The organism is Streptococcus sp. 27098_8_74, from assembly GCF_041431705.1.
GTDB classification, from domain to species: Bacteria; Bacillota; Bacilli; order Lactobacillales; family Streptococcaceae; genus Streptococcus; species Streptococcus salivarius_E.
Genome location: NZ_JAPVYF010000001.1, coordinates 65,751 through 85,650, shown reverse-complemented (window position 1 = coordinate 85,650; position 19,900 = coordinate 65,751). Strand labels below are relative to the sequence as shown.

Genomic DNA, 19,900 nt, shown 5'->3' with positions numbered 1-19,900 from the left:
AAAGGAGCGCTTTTTTCATCGAATTTCTTTGTAAACTATTGAAAATGGTGTGGCACTTTCTAATAGTTTGAGCTATAATGTAACTATGAAAAAAAGTTTTGAAATTATAGGGAAAAATAGAAAGGCACTTAATCTTTGCCTTATTATTGCAAACTTGGCTGTTTTGGCTATCCTAGGCTTTGTCCTATTCCAACGCCATAACACGAAATCTGAACAAGTAGCCAAGGCTGAAAAGACTGAACAAGTCGCTAATAGCACAAGCTCATCTTCAGAAAAAGCTAAAAAAGAGGATAAAACACAACTCAAAAAAGGAAGCAACCACAGCATTGAGGCGTCTGACTACGCCTATGATGTCACTGCCGTTAATAACACTATCCGAGGAAAATCAGATGATGTTAAGGGTAAGGTAGTCTTTTTAACCTTTGATGATGGGATTGATCCCACTTTGACACCACAAGTCATGGATATCCTGAAAGAGTATGGCGTTCACGCAACCTTCTTCCACATCGGCTATACCATCACACCTGAAAATGGGGACATCCTCAAACGCCAAATTACTGAAGGACATGCCATTGCCAACCACAGTCTTAGCCATAATTTCAATCTGCTTTATCCAGGACGTGTTCCTAACCAAAGTCAGATTGTTTCTGAGGTTAACCAAACCAATGCCAATTTCCAAGCTATCTTAGGCAAGGACTTCAAGACAAGAATTTTTCGTTATCCTGGTGGTCATATGTCATGGCAAGGTCTAGAAAGTACTGACCATGCTCTTGCCAAGGAAGGTATCGAGTGGATTGACTGGAACATGCTTTGCGGAGATGCAGAACCACTCTCTGTTCGTCCAACCACATCTGAAAGCATGATGGCTTATATGGACGGTTCACAGAAATATTTCCCTGAAACTACTGTTAAAGTTGTACTAATGCACGATACAGCTGGTAAGGAGCTCACTGTTCAGACCCTTCCACAAATTATCGAATATTTCAAAAATCAAGGATATACCTTCGGTGTCCTAGAGTAATCACTCGCAACAGTTCCTTTGGGAGCTGTTTTTTGTTACAATAAAAACTATGACAAATCCAATTTTAAAAGATGGAGAACGCATTGACCAGCTCTTCTCCACAGATGTGAAAATCATTCAAAATAAGGAGGTCTTCAGCTATTCTATCGACAGTGTCCTCCTCTCTCGGTTTCCAAAAATTCCAAAGAAGGGATTAATCGTCGACCTCTGTTCGGGAAATGGCGCCGTCGGCCTCTTTGCCAGCACACGCACTGAGGCACCGATTACCTTAGTTGAGTTGCAAGAACGCCTGGCTGATATGGCCAAGCGTTCCGTAACTCTTAATCAACTAGAGAATCAAGTGACTGTTGTCAATGACGACCTAAAAAATTTGCTTGACCATGCCCCACGATCTCAGGTGGACCTTATCCTCTGTAACCCCCCCTACTTTAAGGCGACAGAAACGTCCAAGAAGAATCTGTCAGAGCACTACCTCTTGGCCCGTCACGAAATTACGACCAATTTAGAAGAAATTTGCCAGGTCGCTCGTCATGCCCTCAAATCTAATGGACGCATTGCTATGGTACATCGCCCAGATCGTTTTTTGGATATCATTGACACCATGCGCCAGTACAATCTAGCGCCTAAACGCATCCAATTTATCTACCCTAAGATGGGACGTGAGGCTAACATGCTCCTAATTGAAGCCATTAAAGACGGCTCGACAGATGGCTTGAAAATCCTTCCACCTCTCTTTGTGCACAAGGAAAATGGTGACTATACCGACGAAATCTTTGAGATTTACTTTGGAAAAAAGGCTGAAGGTGAGTCCTAAACGATGACAGAAAAGGATAGCAAGGCCTACATGTATGTGGTTGAGTGTGCTGATGGCACCCTCTATACAGGCTACACCACAGATGTCGAACGTCGCCTCAAAACCCATAACTCAGGCAAAGGTGCTAAGTATACCAGAGCTCGCCTACCAGTTAAACTCCTCTACTCAGAAGCCTTCGCTAGCAAGCCTGAAGCCATGAGCGCCGAAGCACTCTTTAAGAAAAAAAGCCGAGAGAAAAAACTAGCCTATATCAAAGAACACACGGAAAAATAACCGTGTGTTTTTGACTTTACTTGAGACTACTTCTACTTTCTCATAATAACTATTTTACACTCATAATGTTTGCGCTTTTATAAAAAAATACTATAATTAGGAACTTTGAAAAAGTTCGCTGATGTCCGCACTCACCTAAGGGAAGTCTCAAAAAATAGTTTTATGAAAAAACGCTCTATTTTCATAGAGCGTTTTCATTGTTTATTTATCACCCTTGTTACGGATAACAAAGCCATTTTTCTTTTCGCTTGAGGTACGGTGTGGGCGTTTGTTGCCATGGTTTTCGAAGTCACGACTATTCTTCTTAGACTTGCGTTTGAAGTCACGACGTCCGCCGCCGTCTCGGTCATCGCGGTTACGGTCACCACGGTATCCACCACGACGGTTGTTATCGCGACCTCGGTTGCCACGGCCACCTTTGCCGCCTTTACCGCCAAAGCCACCACCTGATGGTTTGAATGGCAATGGTTTTTCACGGGCAATTTCCACTTCTGGCATTGTCTCTGGATCTTGAACGGTCAAGCTCAAGATGTAAAGCGCCAATTCTTCAGGTGTGAATTCTTGAGCCAATTTAACCGCATCGCCCTTGAACTTGTCAAAGTTAGAACGGATAGCTTCATCCGCAAAGTCACGTTCGATTTTCTTAAGGGCAACTTTCTTCTTAGCCTGGAAGGCTTCTTGAGCTGTTGGTGGCTTAAGACCTTTCATGCGTTTCTTAGTCAAGTTTTCGATGATTCCCAAGTAACCCATTTCGTTTGGAGCTACGAAAGTAATAGATTGACCTGATTGGCCTGCACGTCCTGTACGTCCAATACGGTGAACGTAGCTTTCTGGATCTTGTGGAATATCATAGTTGTAGACGTGAGTGACACCTGAAATGTCAAGACCACGCGCTGCAACGTCTGTCGCAACCAAGATATCGATTTGGTCGTTCTTGAAGTCACGGATAACACGAAGACGTTTGTTTTGATCAAGGTCACCATGGATACCTTCTGCACGGAAACCACGAAGTTTCAAGCCACGTGTCAACTCATCCACACGACGTTTGGTACGACCAAAGACAATTGACAATTCTGGTTGGTCAACGTCCATAAGGCGAGTCATGGTATCAAACTTCTCTTGTTCCTTCACTCGGATAAAGTATTGGTCAACGTTAACATTGGTCAATTCTTTAGCCTTGATTTTCACATGCTCAGGATCTTTCATGAACTGCACACCAATACGTTTGATAGCATCAGGCATAGTTGCTGAGAAAAGGAGAGTTTGACGTTCTTCTGGTACTCGGCTAATGATAGCTTCAATATCTTCAAGGAAGCCCATGTTAAGCATTTCATCCGCTTCATCCAAAATCAAAGTCTCAATGTTATTGAGTTTAAGAGCCTTACGTTTGATAAGGTCAAGGAGACGACCTGGTGTCCCTACAACAATGTGGGCACCTGAACGGAGGGCCTTGATTTGTTTTTCAATGCTAGAACCACCGTAGACTGAGCGAACTTTAACGCCTTTGTCACGACCAAAACGGAAAAGCTCTTCTTGAGATTGCACTGCCAACTCACGTGTTGGAGCAATAACAAGAGCTTGGATTGTATTTTCTTCTGTACGAATTTTATCTAGGGTAGGCAAACCAAAGGCAGCTGTTTTACCAGTACCAGTTTGGGCCTGACCGATAACATCCTTACCTTCAAGAGCGAGTGGAATCGTCAACTCTTGGATAGGTGATGGTTTTTCAAAACCGGCAGCTACAACAGCTGATTGGATGTCTTCTGATAGGTTTAAATCTGTAAATTTCAAAGTATTCTTCTTTCTATTTGAAGGCGGTGCGAAGCCACCTTATGAGACTTGGTTGTGTAGTAGATTAACTACCTGTATTTAATAGTCGTTTATTTTAACAACTCATCTAGTCTATCATATTTAGAAATAAAAAGACAGAAAATAACGTTTTAAAACCGCCTTCAATTTGAGAAGACGGTTTCACTCACTAATTATTATTTATGGACCAACCAACGCAGGTAGCGGGCCAAGACCAAACAAAGAATCACACTACCGATAATGATGAAAATCCAGGCCGGACTGACAGTCATAAACGGTAAAGGAACATTCATCCCAAAGAAACCGGTAATGACGGCAAGTACTCCCAAGAGTACCTCAATAATGGTCAAATTACTCAAGTTGTTGTTCAGGTTGTTGTTTAGGATATTATTATAAGAACCTGATAAATGCTGTAAGACCTTAGAAATGAGGTCCGTCATGGCTACTAACTGTCTAGCTTCAATCATGGCATCATCAAACTGTTCTTTTTCAACCTCGTTGAGACGACGATAAATGGCGTGCCCCTTGATGTGCTCCAAAAGGAGGCGGTTTTGTGTAGCGGCAGCCACCAAATAGACCATGCCTGTTTCCAAATCTGAAAGGTCGTAAAGATTCTTACTTGTCGTAGTCTGCCTTAGACGTCGACTAACCTCATCTTTTTGCTGATCCAAACGTTCAATGACGGGATAGTAGGCATTTGAAATCATCTCAAGGCCTGCAAAGAGCAATTTATAAATGGACAAATCCTCATGGTTATCCACATAGTCTTGCATTTTGCTGATCACATAAGCATTATCCTCGTTACTAATGGTCACCAAACGCGTATCTTGTACAATAAAGGTCAGAGGAATGGTTTCATAGTATTCCTTGTCCTTCTCAAGAGCCAGAACATTATAAATAAAGGTAATTGTTCCATTCTCACGGTTGTAGTCCATGTGAGCTCGTTCATTTTTATCCAAGGCATACTCTATGGTTTCCTGGTCAATATCATACTTGGTATAAAGGTAGGATTGCTCAGAAATAATATCTGAGTCAATATTAATCCAGTGACGCTTATAACCCAGTTCTTTTTCAATAAACATTTTTCTTCCTCATTACTTTAGCACTGCTGCTGCCAAAGCTTGTTGAATTTCAAAGACGTTATTATCACTCTTAAATTGAAGGACCTCTGCGGGCTCCAATGCTGATGAAATCCAAATCTTAAGTTCAGCATCTAGGTCAAAGTGCCCTGAACTTTCTACAGTAAAACGAGAAATCGAGTGATAAGGGATAGACTTGTAGGAAGTCTTCTTCCCTGTAACACCTTGCTTATCGACTAAAATCAAGCGCTTCTCTGTAAAGACAATCAAGTCACGAACAAGGACATAGGCTAACTCCACCTGTTCACCTGGAATTAAGATGCCCTCCAATTGGCGCTCAACCTTATCATTATCTTTTTTAGATGCGTTGCCAAGCAGTCCTGAAAAAAGTCCCATAGTTGTTTCTCCTTTTTTATTGTAAAGATAATCCTTGCTTTAACTATACCACAATTTTAGGATTTCAGACACTTGCAGAAATGGGTTTCTAGTAGTACAATTAAAGAGTCACAAGAGGAGCAATTGCTGAGAATGGCTAGCTTGATTTTTTCTTCAAGACCTGCCTAAACTCTTACCACCTGATCAGGTTAGGACCTGCGTAGGGATGTGTCTCAAAATAGATTGAAATAGAGGAACTTCTATGACGTCGTTTTGATGTGGCAAAAAACAGCCAATCAAGACGATTGGTATAGGAGGTTTTTTTATGTCGAAAACAAATATTCGACCAATGATTGAGGTTGCCCTTTTTGCAACCATTGCTTATATTCTGGACTTAGTTACTCAGCCCATGTCACTAGGCCCTTGGATTTCCCTTTCCTTTAAGATGGTACCTATCTTTCTCCTCAGTTTTCGCTGGGGCTTAAAAGCTGGTGCTATGGGCGGTCTTATCTGGGGGCTACTTCAAGTGGTGACAGGACAGGCAGCCGGTGGTTGGCTGACCTTGACACAAGGGTTTCTGGAGTACTTTGTCGCCTTTAGTCTGATTGGTATCAGTGGTGTGGTCAAACCAGCCCTTGATAAAGCCATTAAACAAGGCAATAAAGTCAAGTCTCTGATGGTGATTACTGAGGGGATTCTTCTTGGTAGCTTCGCTCGTTACCTCATTCACTTTATAGCCGGTGTCATCTTTTGGGGAAGCTATGCCCCTAAAGGACAAAGCCCTTATCTCTATTCATTTATTGTCAATAGCTCATCCTTCCTTGGAGAAACATTGGCCAGCCTCATCGTTTTCTTCGCCCTACAACGATTCCTAGGCAGGTTACTAAATACGGAAAAATAAAAGAAACCATAGGACAGTCTTAATTGACAGTCCTATGGTTTTTCTTGTTTTCATAACATATTACGACACGAAATCAGACGAATCGATATTATTCGGCTGACGTAGTTAGTGAGACGGCTAGCTAGCCACAAGATAGTGGCTAGCGTCAAAAGATGAACGATTTAAAATCGTCATCTTTTGTGCCGTATTACATCTTCTCTTCCAATGTTACATCTGGATATTTATCCGCAAACCAACGGAGGGCAAAGTCATTTTCAAAGAGGAAGACTGGTTGGTCAAAGCGGTCTTTAGCCAAGATATTTCGACTTGATGACATGCGTTCATCAAGGTCCTCAGGTTGGATCCAACGCACAGTCTTTTTACCCATTGGTGTCATAACGACTTCAGCATTGTATTCATTTTCCATACGGTGTTTGAAAACTTCAAACTGAAGTTGACCAACGGCACCAAGCATGTATTCACCTGTTTGGTAGTTGGTGTAAAGCTGGATGGCTCCTTCTTGCACCAATTGTTCAATTCCTTTGTGGAAGGACTTCTGTTTCATAACGTTTTTAGCAGAAACTTTCATGAACAACTCTGGCGTAAAGGTTGGTAGTGGCTCAAATTCAAATTTGTTTTTACCTACAGTAAGGGTATCACCAACCTGATAAGTTCCTGTGTCGTAAACCCCGATAATGTCTCCTGCCACGGCATTTTCAACATTTTCACGAGACTCGGCCATAAACTGAGTAACGTTAGAGAGCTTCGCTCCCTTACCTGTACGGGTTAGGTTAACACTCATACCACGCTCGAATTCACCAGACACGATACGAACAAAGGCAATACGGTCACGGTGACGTGGGTCCATGTTGGCTTGGATTTTGAAAACAAAACCAGAGAAATCCTTGTTAAGAGGATCAATCTCGTCGCCATCAACTGTCTTGTGGCCATGTGGTTCTGGCGCAAATTTGAGGAAGGTATCAAGGAAGGTTTGAACCCCAAAGTTAGTGAGGGCAGAACCGAAGAAGACCGGCGTCAATTCACCAGCTAAAATAGCTTCTTCAGAAAATTCATTACCCGCTTCTGTCAAGAGTTCGATATCTTCTTTAGCTTGCTCATAGAATGGGTTGTTGGCAAAAAGGGTATCACCATCTTCAATCTTGGCAAAGCGCTCGTCACCCTTGCAAAGCTCCAAGCGTTCGTTATAGAGGTCGTAAAGTCCTTCGAAGGCTTTACCCATACCGATAGGCCAGTTCATTGGGTAGCTGGCAATACCAAGCACTTCTTCCAACTCTTCCAAGAGGTCGAGTGGCTCACGTCCATCACGGTCCAATTTGTTCATGAAGGTGAAGACAGGAATACCACGGTGTTTAACAACTTCGAAAAGTTTTTTGGTTTGGGCCTCGATACCTTTGGCTGAGTCAACGACCATGACGGCAGCGTCGACCGCCATAAGGGTACGGTAGGTATCTTCTGAGAAGTCCTCGTGCCCTGGGGTATCAAGGATATTGACACGTTTGCCGGCATAGTCAAACTGCATCACAGATGAGGTTACTGAGATACCACGTTGTTTCTCGATATCCATCCAGTCTGATTTAGCAAAGTTTCCGGTTTTCTTACCTTTTACGGTACCAGCTTCACGGATTTCACCCCCAAAGTAAAGCAATTGTTCAGTGATTGTTGTTTTACCAGCATCGGGGTGAGAGATGATGGCAAAAGTACGGCGTTTTTTGATTTCGTCTTGAATGCTCATAGTTTTCTTTCTTCTTTAAAAATTATCTTTTTGTTACTTTTCCTTAGTGGTATGGATGTCAGCAGCTTCTTTGTAAATCTCAAAAATCCCATGTCCCAGAGCTACCAATAGCAATAGGGTTTTTACCAGAACGAAAAGCAAGATCGTTGTAGCTCTTCTTTCAGAAAATTTCTGTCTTTTGAAAGCTACATTTGTTGTCAAGGCTTGCGATAATTCTCGCAGGCACAGCACTTTTATTATATCCAAATTACAGTGTGAAAGCAATTCTGAAAGCGTTTTGTGTTAGAATAAAACAAATAAATTGACAAAGCACGCTATCAACTTTCGGATAGCGTGTTTCTTCATTTATTTAATATTTGTCTTCAAAATGCTCCAGACCTTTTTTCAGGATTATCATGAGAATAATCAGAGCTCCTGAAACAGCAAGGTATTTGACAAATAAGGGAGTTCCCATAATAAATGGCGTGTGTTTAAGCATGCCATAGTTTCCACCGATGGTCTGATTAACTATTACCAAAGCTAGATTTAGTAATAAGGTAGCCACCACAATCAACCGCTTGCTGATGGGATGAGTTTTATAACTATTAAAAATGACATTGAGGCTATTGACAAGTAGGGCATAGTGACCAATTAGGAAAGAAAAGCCTGTGATATGTGGAAACTCATAGGGATCAAATACTGGATAAATCAATGCACAGTAAGTTCCGACAACTCCCATAATAGCGAAATAGCTCTTTATTCTACTATTTTTCAGGAGGAGAACAGCAAACATGGCCATGCGGCAATGGTAAAGGGGCAGACTAATGTAAAGTGGAAAGCCCTGCCAGAGGTACCAGGTATAAAGGGCAAAGAGTTGAATGGCTTGGAAAGTGAGAAAGGTCCAACGCCATATCTTATTCTTATACCAACGCCAACTCAAGTAACTCAAAAGTACCATCGCCAAAAGCATAAGCAAATAATAGGGCAAAGGTATCTGGGGTGGATGAGTTTGGGTGGTTGTCAAAAAATCCTTCATTCTCTTCTCCTGCTGAAATTACTATGCCTGCTATTATATCAAATTTCAGGGTAAAGCAAAAACCTGCTTGGAGAGCAGGTTAGAGAACTTAATTCTTAGCTTGGAGTTCTTCTACAACCTTGGCTAGGTTCATAGAGTTAGAGCCTTTGAGCAAGATTTGATCGTGCTCGCCCAGGCTTTCTTTGATTTGCTTGACCATAGCGTCAAATTGGTCTTCGTTAGCTGTTTTCTTGAAATAATAAACATGACCAAGTGGGAACATTTGACTAGCAAGTTGTGACAATTCTGCAATGTCTTCACCGTAGAAAATCACCGTATCAATAGCATCTGGTGTCAGGCTGAGAATCATCTGTGTGTGAAGTTGAACAGACTGTTCACCGAGTTCTTTCATATCAGCTAGGACAGCGATCTTCTTGCCTCCTTCATTCTTAGGAATGGCTGAGAAGGTCTCCAAAATGAGCTTCATGGCTGTTGGATTGGCATTGTAAACGTCTGAAAGGATATCGGCACCGTTGGCTGCTTTTTTCCATTCGGTACGGTTTTTTGTAAGCTGCAAGTTGGCAAGAGCTGAGAGGATATTTTCCTCAGTTACACCCAAGTGTTTAGCCACATAGGCAGCAACCATGGCATTTGTGGCATTGTATTTTCCAGTGACTGGCAAGGTAACTTGTCCGTCTAGGAAGTTTGTTGAAAAGGTGAGATGGTCCTTGAATTCTGTCAACTCAGAGACTGTAAGCTCCGCACCATCCCCAAAGCGTACCACTTCAAGATTGCTTGGCAAGAAAGGATCTACGATAGGATCACTTGGCACAAGCAAGAGGCTACCATCAGGCATACCGTCTTGCATTTGCATTTTACCTTGGGCAATCTTGTCACGGCTACCGAAGAATTCCAAATGAGCCTCTCCGATTAAGGTAACAACGGCTGTTTTTGGCTTAGCCAGGGTTGACAAGAGGTGAATGTCTCCCATGTGGTCTTGCCCCATCTCAAGGACGATTTTCTCAGTATCATCAGGCATGTGGAGGGCTGTATAAGGAAGACCAATCTCATTGTTGTAATTGCCTTGGGTTTTGTAAGTACGATAGGTTGTTGCCAAGATATCATGAATCATGTCCTTGGTTGTTGTCTTACCATTAGAACCAGTCACAGCAATAACATCAACCTCAGTCTTTTCAAGATAGTAGGCAGCTAGTTTTTGAAAGGCTTCAAGAGCGTCATCAACTAGGATGTGGACTTGATCAGCTGGTAATTCTTTTTCTGTGAATGTCGCTAGGGCACCATTGTCAAAGGCTGTTTGGATAAAATCATGCCCATCACGCGCACCTTTGAGCGGCAAAAAGAGGTCACCCGCTGTAATCTTACGGCTATCAAACTCAATTTGCTTAACGGCAACATCTTCATAGGCTGTGACATCATTTTTAGCGCCAACAACCTTGGCAATTTCATGGAGTGTCAATTTCATCTTAAAATCCTCTGTTTTGTTTTTTACAAGTCTGGCAAGAAGTAAGATTTTCTTGCTTGCAATCACTCCCAATTATATCACAAATCAGGCTAGCTTTTGCTTGGGAGATGAATTTGTTACAATGGTTGATGAAAGGATTAGGCATGACAAAGAAAAAATTAATCAACCTCTCTAAAGGAGAGGAAAATATAAATAGCGACTGCCAAAGTATTGAAGAACCCAAAGGATGGCGCTTTGATTGGAGAAAGATAATCCCACTAGAGCCAACATCTGAATTGATTATCTTAGTGCTGCTTGCACTGCTGTATGGTGGTTTTTATTATTATGATCATTATACAGTCAACAAAGATAACATATATGGTCTCTGGCAGTCTGATCATCATAAGTTAGCGATTTCCTATAAGCATATTCGGAAACGAGGAAATATCGACTGGCAAGTCGTCCAGGATGGCAAAACGATAATCAATGTTGCAGATACTCGTACTATCAAAAAAATGAATGACGAAACACTCCATATTGAGGTCTATGCTCCAGAAAATATCCTCTCAAAACTTCCTCAAAAAGGCGGTTACAATTACTTGGAAATGTATGTACGAAAAGGGAATCTCCTAACTTATGATGGCGAGTCCTACAAGCGTATCAATTCTGGAAACAAGACTATCACTTGGAAAGATGGTTCTACCAGCCCTTATGGTGAACGGAAAACCAACCTATCTACAATTGTTCAAACTATCTATCGTGGAATTCTGGGACTGGGCTTCTTTCTTGTTATTTTAGAGGCTCGGCAAAAGAGGAGAGAAAAACTCAATGAGACACCAAACAAACAGAAAATACGCTGACCGAAAGAAATTCAATCGAAAGTATCATTCACAAAAAGCATATCGAAAAGAACAAAAACGCAAAACTGAATGGCGAGCACGTTGGGATAAATTTACAGACCGTTTAGCCAACATTGTTGGGATAGGTTTCCTAATCCTCTTACCTATACTCATTATTTATGGTATTTTCTTTGATGATGGGGTTTCTAAAGATGGTATCTACGGTCTGTGGCAATCTGAAAATCATCAGCTTGCCATATCATATAAAGATGGTTCAAAGGGAAGTAAGCGTGATTGGGATATTGTTCAAGATGGAAATATCCTCATTAAAGATGCACGCATTGATGATATTAAACGCTTAGAGGATGGGACCCTCTACATTGAAGTTTATGCCAAGGAAAGTCTGTTTTCAGACCTTCCCACAAAGAACGGCTACAACTATTTAAATATGTATGTCCGTAAAGACAATTACTTGACCTATGATGGCGAATCCTACAAACGGATTGATGATGAAAACAAGAGCATTACCTGGAAAGATGGTTCAAAATCCCTTTATGGTCAACGAATAACCTTGTTTGATCGTCTGAAACCTTATATCGTATTTGGATTTATTGGTTCTATGATTTTGTATGCCATTTTTGTCGATTGGAGAATAAAAAGAAATCTAAAAAGGAAAAATAGGCTAAATGAGGCATCAACTAAAGAGAAAATACGCTGACCGACAGAAAATTAATATAAGTGACCATTCACAAAATGAATATCGAAGAACACAAAAGTACAAAACTGGATGGCGAGCACGTTGGGGTAAATTCAAAGACCGTTTAGTCAACATTTTGAGGATTTGTTTTCTAATCATGGTACCTATAGTCAACATCTATATTAGATTCTTTTATGATGGTATCAGTGAAAATAGTATCTACGGGCTATGGCAGTCTGAAAACCACAAGCTTGCTATTTCCTATAACGAAGGAGGAAGAAGTCGTAAGTACGATTGGGAGATTGTACAAGATGGAAAACTCCTTATCAAAAATGCTCGAATTCAGAAAATTAAAGGTCTTAAAGATGGAACCATCTACATTGAAGTTTACGCCAAGGAAAGTCTGTTTTCAGACCTTCCCACAAAGCACGGCTATAACTATTTGAATATGTATGTACGGAAGGATCATTATTTGACTTATAATGGTGAGTCCTACAAAAGGATTGATGATAGGGACAAAACCATTACTTGGAAAGATGGCTCTACCTCGGTCTATGGTGAACGCAAAACTTTTTTTGATTATATTGAACCATTTCTTTTTTGGGGAATGATGGGAGCCCTTTTCTTGTCATGTATTGTCATTTGTTGGAGAAACATAAAAAGCAAAAAGTGAGAAAAAAATCACCCTAAAACAAGAAAAACCATCCCTGCTTCTAGCTAAGCTAAATAGCCACGGGGTGGGTTTTTATTCTTATTAAGCAAGACTCGCCTCTTACGAAGGCTGTCAGTCTTATTTCACTTCGCCACCTTCAACCACGAGGTCATCAGCTTTAGCTGCATCACCGTAAGTTGGACGAAGTGTTTTTTCATAATCTTTGTGGAAGAAATTCTCTTTACCAAGTTTCTTAATGTCTTTATTGATAAAGTCAAGGAGTTCTTTGTTACCTTTTTGAACGGCTGGGGCAATGGTATCTGGGTTACCAAGTGATGTGATTCCTACTTCATAACCTTTATTTTCTAGAGCCCAAGCAAGAACTTCTGTATTATCAGTTGAGAAGGCATCGCCACGACCATCAAGGAGGGCTTGGTAAGCATCGCTATATTGGTCATACTTTTGCAATTTGATATTTGGGTAGTTCTTTTCAAAGTAAGTTTCAGCAGTTGTTCCCTTAGTAACAATCAAAGTCTTACCTTCAAGCTCTTTAACGTCCTTAATGACCTTGTCTTTAGGTGACACCACACCGATTGAGACTTTCATGTAAGGAAGGGCGAAGTCCACTTGTTTCTTACGTTCATCAGTTACTGTAAAGTTGGCAAGGGTAATATCTACCTTATTTGAAATCAAGAATTCTGCACGGTTGGCCGCATCTACTGAGACGTATTTAGGTTTAACACCCAAATCTTTGGCCAAACGGTTCCCAAGTTCAATATCGTAACCTTGGTAAGCACCCTTGTTATCTACATAACCGAAAGGTTTCTTGTCCGCAAAGACGGCGATACGGAGTTCACCACTCTTCTTAATTTCTTCGATGGTACGTGCTTTGGCTGTTGATTTACCAGAGCTACTGTTACTTGAGCAAGCAGTCACTGCCACCAAGGCAAAGACGAGGGCTAATAGGGCAAAAATTTTCTTTGTTAATTTCATAAATATCTCCTAAAATATTATATTTTCACTAAAAACAATGGGTTACAAATAGGCACCAAACTTACTGAAGTCAAAGACATTGAGGAACTCTTGAGCTCGCTGTGTCTTTGGATGATTGAAGAATTCTTCAGCAGTTCCTTCCTCAGCGATGACTCCCTTATCCATAAAGATAATACGGTCAGCGATAGCACGCGCAAACTGAAGCTCATGGGTCACGATCAACATGGTCCGTCCTTCTTGAGCGAGGTCGTTAATCAATTCCAGAACCTCACGAACCATCTCAGGGTCAAGCGAAGCCGTCACCTCGTCAAAGAGGATAACTTCAGGATGCATGAGCAGGGAACGAACAATGGCCACACGCTGCTTTTGACCACCTGACAGTTGTCGTGCGAAGCTATGCTTCTTGTCCAGAAGTCCCACACGATTCAAAAGTTTCTCAGCCTCCGCAATGACTTCTTCCTTATTACGCCCTTGAGCTTTGACCGGCCCCAAAATCAGATTTTGCAGGATGTCCAAGTGTGGAAAGAGGTCATAACTTTGAAAGACCATTCCGATTTTCTGGCGAATCAAGTGGAAATCCTTCTTACTGCCAGTGATAGACTTGCCATCAAGGAGAATGTCGCCTCCTTGAATCGTCTCCAAGCCATTGATGCAACGTAGCAAGGTCGATTTCCCACAACCTGAGGAACCCAGGATAACAACGACTTCACCTTGTTTAACATCCAAGGAGATGCCTTTGAGAATCTCATTGTCCCCAAAGGACTTTTTCAAATCCTTGATTTGTAAAATGCTTTCTGTCATCTTAATTCCTCCAACGATTTTCAAGATAAGTAGACAGCTTAGATACTGGGTAACAAATGGCAAAATAAAGAATCAAAATCGTGCCATAAATCCAGAAAGAAGCTGTTGGAATAGTCAGGCGGTTACTGTCGATAATCTGCTGACCAACCTTGGTCACCTCAACCACGCCAATCAAAACCACCAAGGACGTCGTCTTAATCATCCGTGTCACCAGGTTAATAGCCTGAGGCAACAAGCGACGCAAGACTTGTGGAATAATCACATAGGTATAGAGTTGCCCATTGGTCAAGCCAAGGGCCCTTCCGCTCTCAAACTGGTGTCTAGGTAGCGACGTGATTGACCCACGCACCAAATCACCCATCTCAGCCGTTCCCCAAAGGGTAAAGACGATAATAGCCGATAGCTCGCCTGAGATATTGATGTTAAAGTTCCTAGCCAGACCAAAATAAACAATAAAGAGCAAGACCAACTGGGGCATGATACGAATAAATTCCAGATAAATACGTGACAAGAAACGAATAATCTTAGACTTCGAAGTCATGACAATCCCAAAAAGTGTTCCTAGTAAAAGGGACAGAAGAACCGAGACGATGGAAATTCCAATAGTTACGCCTAAACCTTGTAAGATACGTAGGAAATTATTCCCCTGAAGAAGAACCTGAAAGCCCGAATCCTGCATAGCGTAACCTCCTTTCAATCCAACTAAAGACTAGAGAAATCGGCAGCAACATCAAGAGATAAGCCACCACCAACATACCTAGAGCCACATCGGTTTCGTAGTAAAGACCAATCAAATCCTTGGCCACATACATCAAATCCGCCAAGGCTACCGCTGAGAATACTGACGTTTCCTTGATAAGGAAAATAACGTTAGCACTAAATGACGGCAACGCCACAGCCACTGCCTGAGGAAGGACCACATAGCGAAAGACTTGGAATGGCGTCAAACCAATAGACAAGCCCACTTCATGTTGGGTCTGACTAACGGCCTCTAGACCACTTCGGAAGGACTCCGCCATATAGGAACCACCCAAGAAAATCAAACCTACCACAGCACAAGCCTCTGAGGATAGAACCAAACCTATACGAGGCAAGCCAAAGTAGAGAAAGAAGAGCTGAATCAAGAGCGGCGTATTACGAGATAGCTCAATATAAGCCGTCGAAAGCTGACTCAAAATCGGCACTCGGTAATGACGAATAACACTCACCACCAAGCCCAAAAGGAAGGAACCAAGAATCCCCAGAACGGCAATATGTAAAGTTAAAAAGAATGCCTTCTGATAAAAGGGCAAATACTGTTGAACAATGGACCAGTCCAAAACTTACCTCCTCATTTAAGATACAAAAGGCGTGTAAAATTCCGTAAAACAAATAGGAAACTGACGAGGTGTGCTGGCACACTAGGAAGTCTATCTTTTGTTCTAGGAATTTAGCCTATGTTCAATTCTACAAGATACAAAGGGCGTGTAAAATTTCGTCAACACTTGCTGACTGCCATCTACTTCTAGCCCTTTGACCTTCACTCGCCTCTGATAATCATCGCGATACGCAAATCTTCATCAAACACGAACGAATTGCTTTATTTCATTTGAAACGTTAGATTTATTCTACCACCTGTTAGATTATTTGGATAATATGTATTTTTTATCGAGGTGATAAAGAAAAGATATAAATAAAATCTAGATTTCTGTAAAGAAAAAAACACCTCAGTCTCAGAGATTTCTCCAAGACTAAGATGTCTGTGTTCTAGATACTATTTCTTAAATCAAATGGCTTTCACGTTTGTCAAACATTTCTTGTCCCAAGTCTACCAATTCCTTGATAAGGTCTGAGTAAGAAAGTCCCATATTTTCCCAAAGAAGTGGGTACATTGACCATTGAGTGAAACCTGGCATGGTGTTGAGCTCGTTAAGGTAGATGGCTCCATCCTCTGTCAGGAAGAAATCACAGCGGGCAAGACCACAACCACCGAGAGCACGGAAGGCCTTAGCCGCATAGGCACGCATTTGTGTCATGACTTCTGCAGGCACGTGAGCTGGGATGTCCATGGTAATCTTATTGTCAATGTACTTGGCTTGATAGTCATAGAAAGCCACGTCTTTGACCACTTCACCTGGATCAGTCGTTTTGACATTTGTATTGCCAAGGATACCAACCTCGATTTCACGGGCAACCACACCTTGCTCAATCAAGATACGACTATCATATTTGAGAGCCAAATCAATCGCTGCACGAAGCTCTGCTTCATTTTCAGCTTTCGAAATCCCAACAGATGACCCCATGTTAGCAGGTTTTACGAAAACTGGGAAGGTCAATTTTTCAAGCGTCTCTGCTACTGCTGCTTCCAAATCTTCACCCTCGATGAAGACTGTGTAGGCAACCTGAGGCACACCAGCAACTTCAAGAATATGCTTGGTCATAATCTTGTCCATAGCCACACTTGAAGAAAGAACATTAGTACCCACGTATGGCAATCTGAGGGTTTCGAGGAAACCTTGGATAGAACCATCCTCACCCATAGGACCATGAAGAACTGGGAATACCACAGCGCCTTCTTCATAAATATCGCTTGGTTTGATAGCCTGACTAGCCACAACTGTGTCATTAGTCATGAGCTTCTCGTCATCACCTGGTGTTTCTGTAAATTCTTGTGTTTTGATAAAATCACCAGACTGAGTGATAAAGTAGGTTTTAACCTCAAATGCGCTGTAATCCACCGCACGCATAACACTCTCAGCTGAGAGCACAGACACTTCACGTTCTGCTGAACGTCCACCGTAGAGAAGGATAAGGGTTTGTTTAGACATAGGTATACCGTTTTCTTTTCTTGATTTTCTAGTCTCAATTTTGAGAACATAATTACTTTAATCATATCACAAAAGGAAGGGATTTTCAAAAAGATTATGGGTAGAAAAAAACAGCCTGATAGCTGTTTTTTTCCTGTCTTAAATTTCATCACCAAGTTCGAACTTAGTGCCTTTGAGGGCACGTTTGAGAGACCACTTCCATGGTTTACCTTCGATAGTGACTTGTTTGTTTTCGAGGTCAACTTGAACCTTGTCTACGCCTTTGACAGCAGAGAGTTTTTCGGTAACGGTGTTGACACAACCTTGGCATTTCATTCCTGTAATCTTATATGTTTTTGTCATTTTTCTTTTTTCCTTTTCTTTAATTGTTTTTTTTGATACACAGCTTAGCTTAAGTGGCGGGAGTTATAAGTAACTGACACTTAGACTTTGCGGCGTTTGAGTCGCAGAGCATTGAGAACGACGGAGACAGAGCTAAAGCTCATGGCCAGTCCTGCTATCATTGGGTCAAGAAGCGGACCACCAAAGAGGTGGAGGACACCCATGGCCACTGGGACAGACAGGATATTGTAGATAAAGGCCCAGAAGAGGTTCTCTTTAATCGTTGTGATAGTTGCTTGACTGATTTTCAGAGCCTTAACGACATCCATGAGATTTGGTTTCATAAGGACCATATCGGCACTTTCCATGGCAATATCTGTCCCTGAACCCATGGCAATACCGATATCAGCAGTCGCAAGGGCTGGGGCATCATTGATACCATCACCAACCATAATGACTGATTTTCCTTCTGCTTGCAGGTCACTAATCACTCTAGATTTTTCTTGCGGAAGCACTTGACTGATGACACGTTTGATACCAACCTTTTGGGCAATAGCTTGAGCTGTTTGGTCATTATCCCCAGTCAACATGATGACTTCCTTGCCCATTTGATGAAGAACTGCCACCATATCTGCACTGTCTGCTTTAACCTGATCGGCTACACCGAAGAGTCCGATTAACTTGCCATCTTCAGCCAAGAAAATCGGTGTCTGACCATCGGCTGTCAAGCTTTGGAAATCAGCTTGTGCTGAAGTCAAGTCGACTTTTTCATCAGCCATAAGGGTTTGATTCCCAGCTAGATAAGTTTTTCCTGCATAGCTGGCAGTTAGTCCTCGTCCAGTCAAACTTGAGAAATTGTCCATCTCTAACAAGTCCAAGTTAGCATTTTCTGCTGCCACAAGGATGGCTTGACCCAAAGGGTGTTCAGACTTGGCTTCCAAGGATGCCAAAAGCTGCAAGGCTACTCCGCTATCTCCATAAGTATAGCTAGAAACGAGCTGAGGTTTACCCTGAGTAATGGTTCCTGTCTTGTCAAAAACGAGGACATCAGCCTTGTGAGCTAACTCGAGCACATCCCCACGCTTGTAGAGAATACCGTGTTCTGCACCAAGCCCTGTACCAACCATGATGGCTGTCGGTGTCGCAAGTCCCAAAGCACATGGACAAGCAATAACCAAGACGCTAACTGCTACTGTCATAGCGAATGTAAAGGTTTGTCCCATGACAAAGTACCAGAAGAGGCCAGATACAAGAGCAATAGCCATAACAACGGGAACAAAGACCGCTGACACCTGATCAGCAATCTTAGCAATCGGTGCCTTAGTTTGTTGGGCATCCTCAACCAATTTGATGATTTGGGAAAGCAAGGTGTCCTTACCAATCTTTTCCGCCTCATAAATCAGACTACCTTGACCATTAATAGAACCTGCAAATACTGGTTTACCAGCTGATTTTTCAATAGGCAGTGACTCACCTGTAAGCATACTCTCATCAATGGCAGAGCTACCAGAAATCACTCGCCCATCCACGGCTATCTTTTCCCCAGGTTTGACCACAATATGGTCACCAAGAACAACCTTATCCACAGGAAGCTTGACTTCCTTACCATCACGAAGGACAGTTGCTTCCTTGGCTGACAAGTGCATGAGTTTCTTGATAGCTTCTGAAGTTCGACCCTTAGAGAGGGTTTCAAAGTACTTACCTAGAGTAATCAGGGTCAAGATAACAGCCACTGACTCAAAATAAAGTTGGTGGGCGTGATGTGCATGCCCCAATGAAATGTGGTAAGTACCATAGAGACTATAAAGAAAGGCTGCCGACGTTGCCAAGGCTACCAAGGCATCCATGTTTGGGTGACCTTTGAGCAAGGTACGAAAACCATTACTATAGAAAGAACGGCCCAACCACATGACGGGCACTGTCAAAACTAGTAGCACCAAGGCATAAGTCAAAGCTGCATGATGAGGAGACAAGAAGTTTGGCACAGGTAGACCGACCATTGGCCCCATAGCTAGATAAAAGAGAGGAATGGTGAAGACTGATGACCAAATGAGGCGCTCACGTACCTTGTGAATCTTGTCTTCTTCACGCTCTTCCTGGCTTTTGGCTGTGTCTGGATTGTAGACTTCAGCCTCATAACCAGCGTCAACCACAGCTTTTTCAATAGCTTCTAGACTAACCTTATCCCCAGCGTAATCCACAGACATTTTTTCGGTGGTTAGGTTAACCACAGCCTTGTCCACACCATCCAACTTATTAACAGCATTTTCAACATTGGCTACACAGGATGCACAGGTCATCCCATTAACCACAAAGGTTTCTTTTGCCAT

Annotated in this window: 20 protein-coding genes and 1 riboswitch; of the genes, 7 read left to right on the top strand and 13 right to left on the bottom strand. The window is 42.1% G+C overall.

What is annotated here, in order from left to right:
* Positions 1 to 85 precede the first annotated feature (85 nt).
* The 3 genes from O3670_RS00440 to O3670_RS00430 are packed head-to-tail and all read left to right on the top strand — an operon-like array spanning position 86 to position 2,108.
* Positions 86 to 1,021: a polysaccharide deacetylase family protein gene (locus O3670_RS00440; protein ID WP_176744110.1), complete on the top strand. Its 936-nt coding sequence runs from the start codon at positions 86 to 88 to the stop codon at positions 1,019 to 1,021.
* Between the two features lie 49 nt (positions 1,022 to 1,070).
* Positions 1,071 to 1,835: a tRNA1(Val) (adenine(37)-N6)-methyltransferase gene (locus O3670_RS00435; protein ID WP_014634900.1), complete on the top strand. Its 765-nt coding sequence runs from the start codon at positions 1,071 to 1,073 to the stop codon at positions 1,833 to 1,835.
* Between the two features lie 3 nt (positions 1,836 to 1,838).
* Entirely contained in the window at positions 1,839 to 2,108 is a 270-nt protein-coding gene (locus O3670_RS00430) for a GIY-YIG nuclease family protein (RefSeq protein WP_008535312.1), read from the top strand.
* A gap of 201 nt (positions 2,109 to 2,309) precedes the next feature.
* Here the strand turns inward: O3670_RS00430 and cshA are convergent, their stop codons facing one another.
* From cshA to O3670_RS00415, 3 genes are all read right to left on the bottom strand, one after another.
* Positions 2,310 to 3,899, bottom strand: a complete 1,590-nt coding sequence (gene cshA / locus O3670_RS00425) for a degradosome RNA helicase CshA (protein WP_037602793.1) — start codon at positions 3,897 to 3,899, stop codon at positions 2,310 to 2,312.
* A gap of 194 nt (positions 3,900 to 4,093) precedes the next feature.
* Entirely contained in the window at positions 4,094 to 4,999 is a 906-nt protein-coding gene (locus tag O3670_RS00420) for a magnesium transporter CorA family protein (RefSeq protein WP_022496128.1), read from the bottom strand.
* A 12-nt stretch (positions 5,000 to 5,011) separates the two neighbouring features.
* Complete coding sequence (locus O3670_RS00415) at positions 5,012 to 5,392, bottom strand: PH domain-containing protein (protein ID WP_013991039.1); 381 nt, start codon at positions 5,390 to 5,392, stop codon at positions 5,012 to 5,014.
* 103 nt (positions 5,393 to 5,495) lie between these two features.
* Positions 5,496 to 5,615, top strand: a riboswitch (TPP riboswitch).
* A gap of 81 nt (positions 5,616 to 5,696) precedes the next feature.
* Between O3670_RS00415 and thiT the strand changes: the two genes are divergently transcribed.
* Positions 5,697 to 6,272 (top strand): energy-coupled thiamine transporter ThiT, encoded by a 576-nt coding sequence (gene thiT, locus O3670_RS00410; RefSeq protein WP_002884661.1) that lies wholly within the window; start codon positions 5,697 to 5,699, stop codon positions 6,270 to 6,272.
* 187 nt (positions 6,273 to 6,459) lie between these two features.
* Here thiT and O3670_RS00405 read toward each other — a convergent pair whose 3' ends face one another.
* From O3670_RS00405 to O3670_RS00395, 3 genes are all read right to left on the bottom strand, one after another.
* Positions 6,460 to 8,004: a peptide chain release factor 3 gene (locus O3670_RS00405; RefSeq protein WP_371595665.1), complete on the bottom strand. Its 1,545-nt coding sequence runs from the start codon at positions 8,002 to 8,004 to the stop codon at positions 6,460 to 6,462.
* A gap of 349 nt (positions 8,005 to 8,353) precedes the next feature.
* On the bottom strand, positions 8,354 to 9,019 hold the full coding sequence (locus O3670_RS00400; RefSeq protein ID WP_175057269.1) for a YwaF family protein: 666 nt from the start codon (positions 9,017 to 9,019) through the stop codon (positions 8,354 to 8,356).
* Between the two features lie 88 nt (positions 9,020 to 9,107).
* Positions 9,108 to 10,481 carry a UDP-N-acetylmuramoyl-tripeptide--D-alanyl-D-alanine ligase gene (locus O3670_RS00395; RefSeq protein WP_371595664.1) on the bottom strand — a complete coding sequence of 458 codons (1,374 nt, stop codon included), beginning with the start codon at positions 10,479 to 10,481 and terminating at the stop codon, positions 9,108 to 9,110.
* Positions 10,482 to 10,624: 143 nt separating this feature from the next.
* On the opposite strand from O3670_RS00395, the gene O3670_RS00390 reads away from it, so the two are divergent.
* From O3670_RS00390 to O3670_RS00380, 3 genes are read left to right on the top strand one after another with little or no spacing between them, the layout of a single operon-like run.
* Positions 10,625 to 11,320: a hypothetical protein gene (locus O3670_RS00390; RefSeq protein ID WP_195519939.1), complete on the top strand. Its 696-nt coding sequence runs from the start codon at positions 10,625 to 10,627 to the stop codon at positions 11,318 to 11,320.
* Positions 11,289 to 12,017, top strand: coding sequence for a hypothetical protein (locus tag O3670_RS00385; protein ID WP_195519940.1), 729 nt, complete (start codon positions 11,289 to 11,291; stop codon positions 12,015 to 12,017). Before O3670_RS00390 ends, O3670_RS00385 begins: the two co-directional genes overlap by 32 nt.
* On the top strand, positions 11,986 to 12,669 hold the full coding sequence (locus tag O3670_RS00380; RefSeq protein WP_195519941.1) for a hypothetical protein: 684 nt from the start codon (positions 11,986 to 11,988) through the stop codon (positions 12,667 to 12,669). The genes O3670_RS00385 and O3670_RS00380 overlap by 32 nt, the downstream gene beginning before the upstream one ends.
* Positions 12,670 to 12,786: 117 nt before the next feature.
* On the opposite strand, the gene O3670_RS00375 is transcribed toward O3670_RS00380, so the two are convergent.
* The 7 genes from O3670_RS00375 to O3670_RS00345 form a co-directional block, all read right to left on the bottom strand.
* A complete protein-coding gene (locus O3670_RS00375; RefSeq protein WP_002884332.1) occupies positions 12,787 to 13,641 on the bottom strand; it encodes a cysteine ABC transporter substrate-binding protein in 855 nt (284 codons plus the stop codon).
* Between the two features lie 42 nt (positions 13,642 to 13,683).
* Entirely contained in the window at positions 13,684 to 14,442 is a 759-nt protein-coding gene (locus tag O3670_RS00370; protein ID WP_022496122.1) for an amino acid ABC transporter ATP-binding protein, read from the bottom strand.
* Between the two features lies 1 nt (position 14,443).
* A complete protein-coding gene (locus tag O3670_RS00365; RefSeq protein WP_022496121.1) occupies positions 14,444 to 15,121 on the bottom strand; it encodes an amino acid ABC transporter permease in 678 nt (225 codons plus the stop codon).
* Positions 15,081 to 15,761 carry an amino acid ABC transporter permease gene (locus O3670_RS00360; protein WP_002884251.1) on the bottom strand — a complete coding sequence of 227 codons (681 nt, stop codon included), beginning with the start codon at positions 15,759 to 15,761 and terminating at the stop codon, positions 15,081 to 15,083. Before O3670_RS00360 ends, O3670_RS00365 begins: the two co-directional genes overlap by 41 nt.
* A gap of 441 nt (positions 15,762 to 16,202) precedes the next feature.
* Positions 16,203 to 17,249: a D-alanine--D-alanine ligase gene (locus O3670_RS00355; protein WP_014634913.1), complete on the bottom strand. Its 1,047-nt coding sequence runs from the start codon at positions 17,247 to 17,249 to the stop codon at positions 16,203 to 16,205.
* Between the two features lie 138 nt (positions 17,250 to 17,387).
* Positions 17,388 to 17,591 carry a copper chaperone CopZ gene (copZ, locus tag O3670_RS00350; RefSeq protein ID WP_002884431.1) on the bottom strand — a complete coding sequence of 68 codons (204 nt, stop codon included), beginning with the start codon at positions 17,589 to 17,591 and terminating at the stop codon, positions 17,388 to 17,390.
* An 80-nt stretch (positions 17,592 to 17,671) separates the two neighbouring features.
* Positions 17,672 to 19,900 carry a heavy metal translocating P-type ATPase gene (locus tag O3670_RS00345; protein WP_371595662.1) on the bottom strand — a complete coding sequence of 743 codons (2,229 nt, stop codon included), beginning with the start codon at positions 19,898 to 19,900 and terminating at the stop codon, positions 17,672 to 17,674.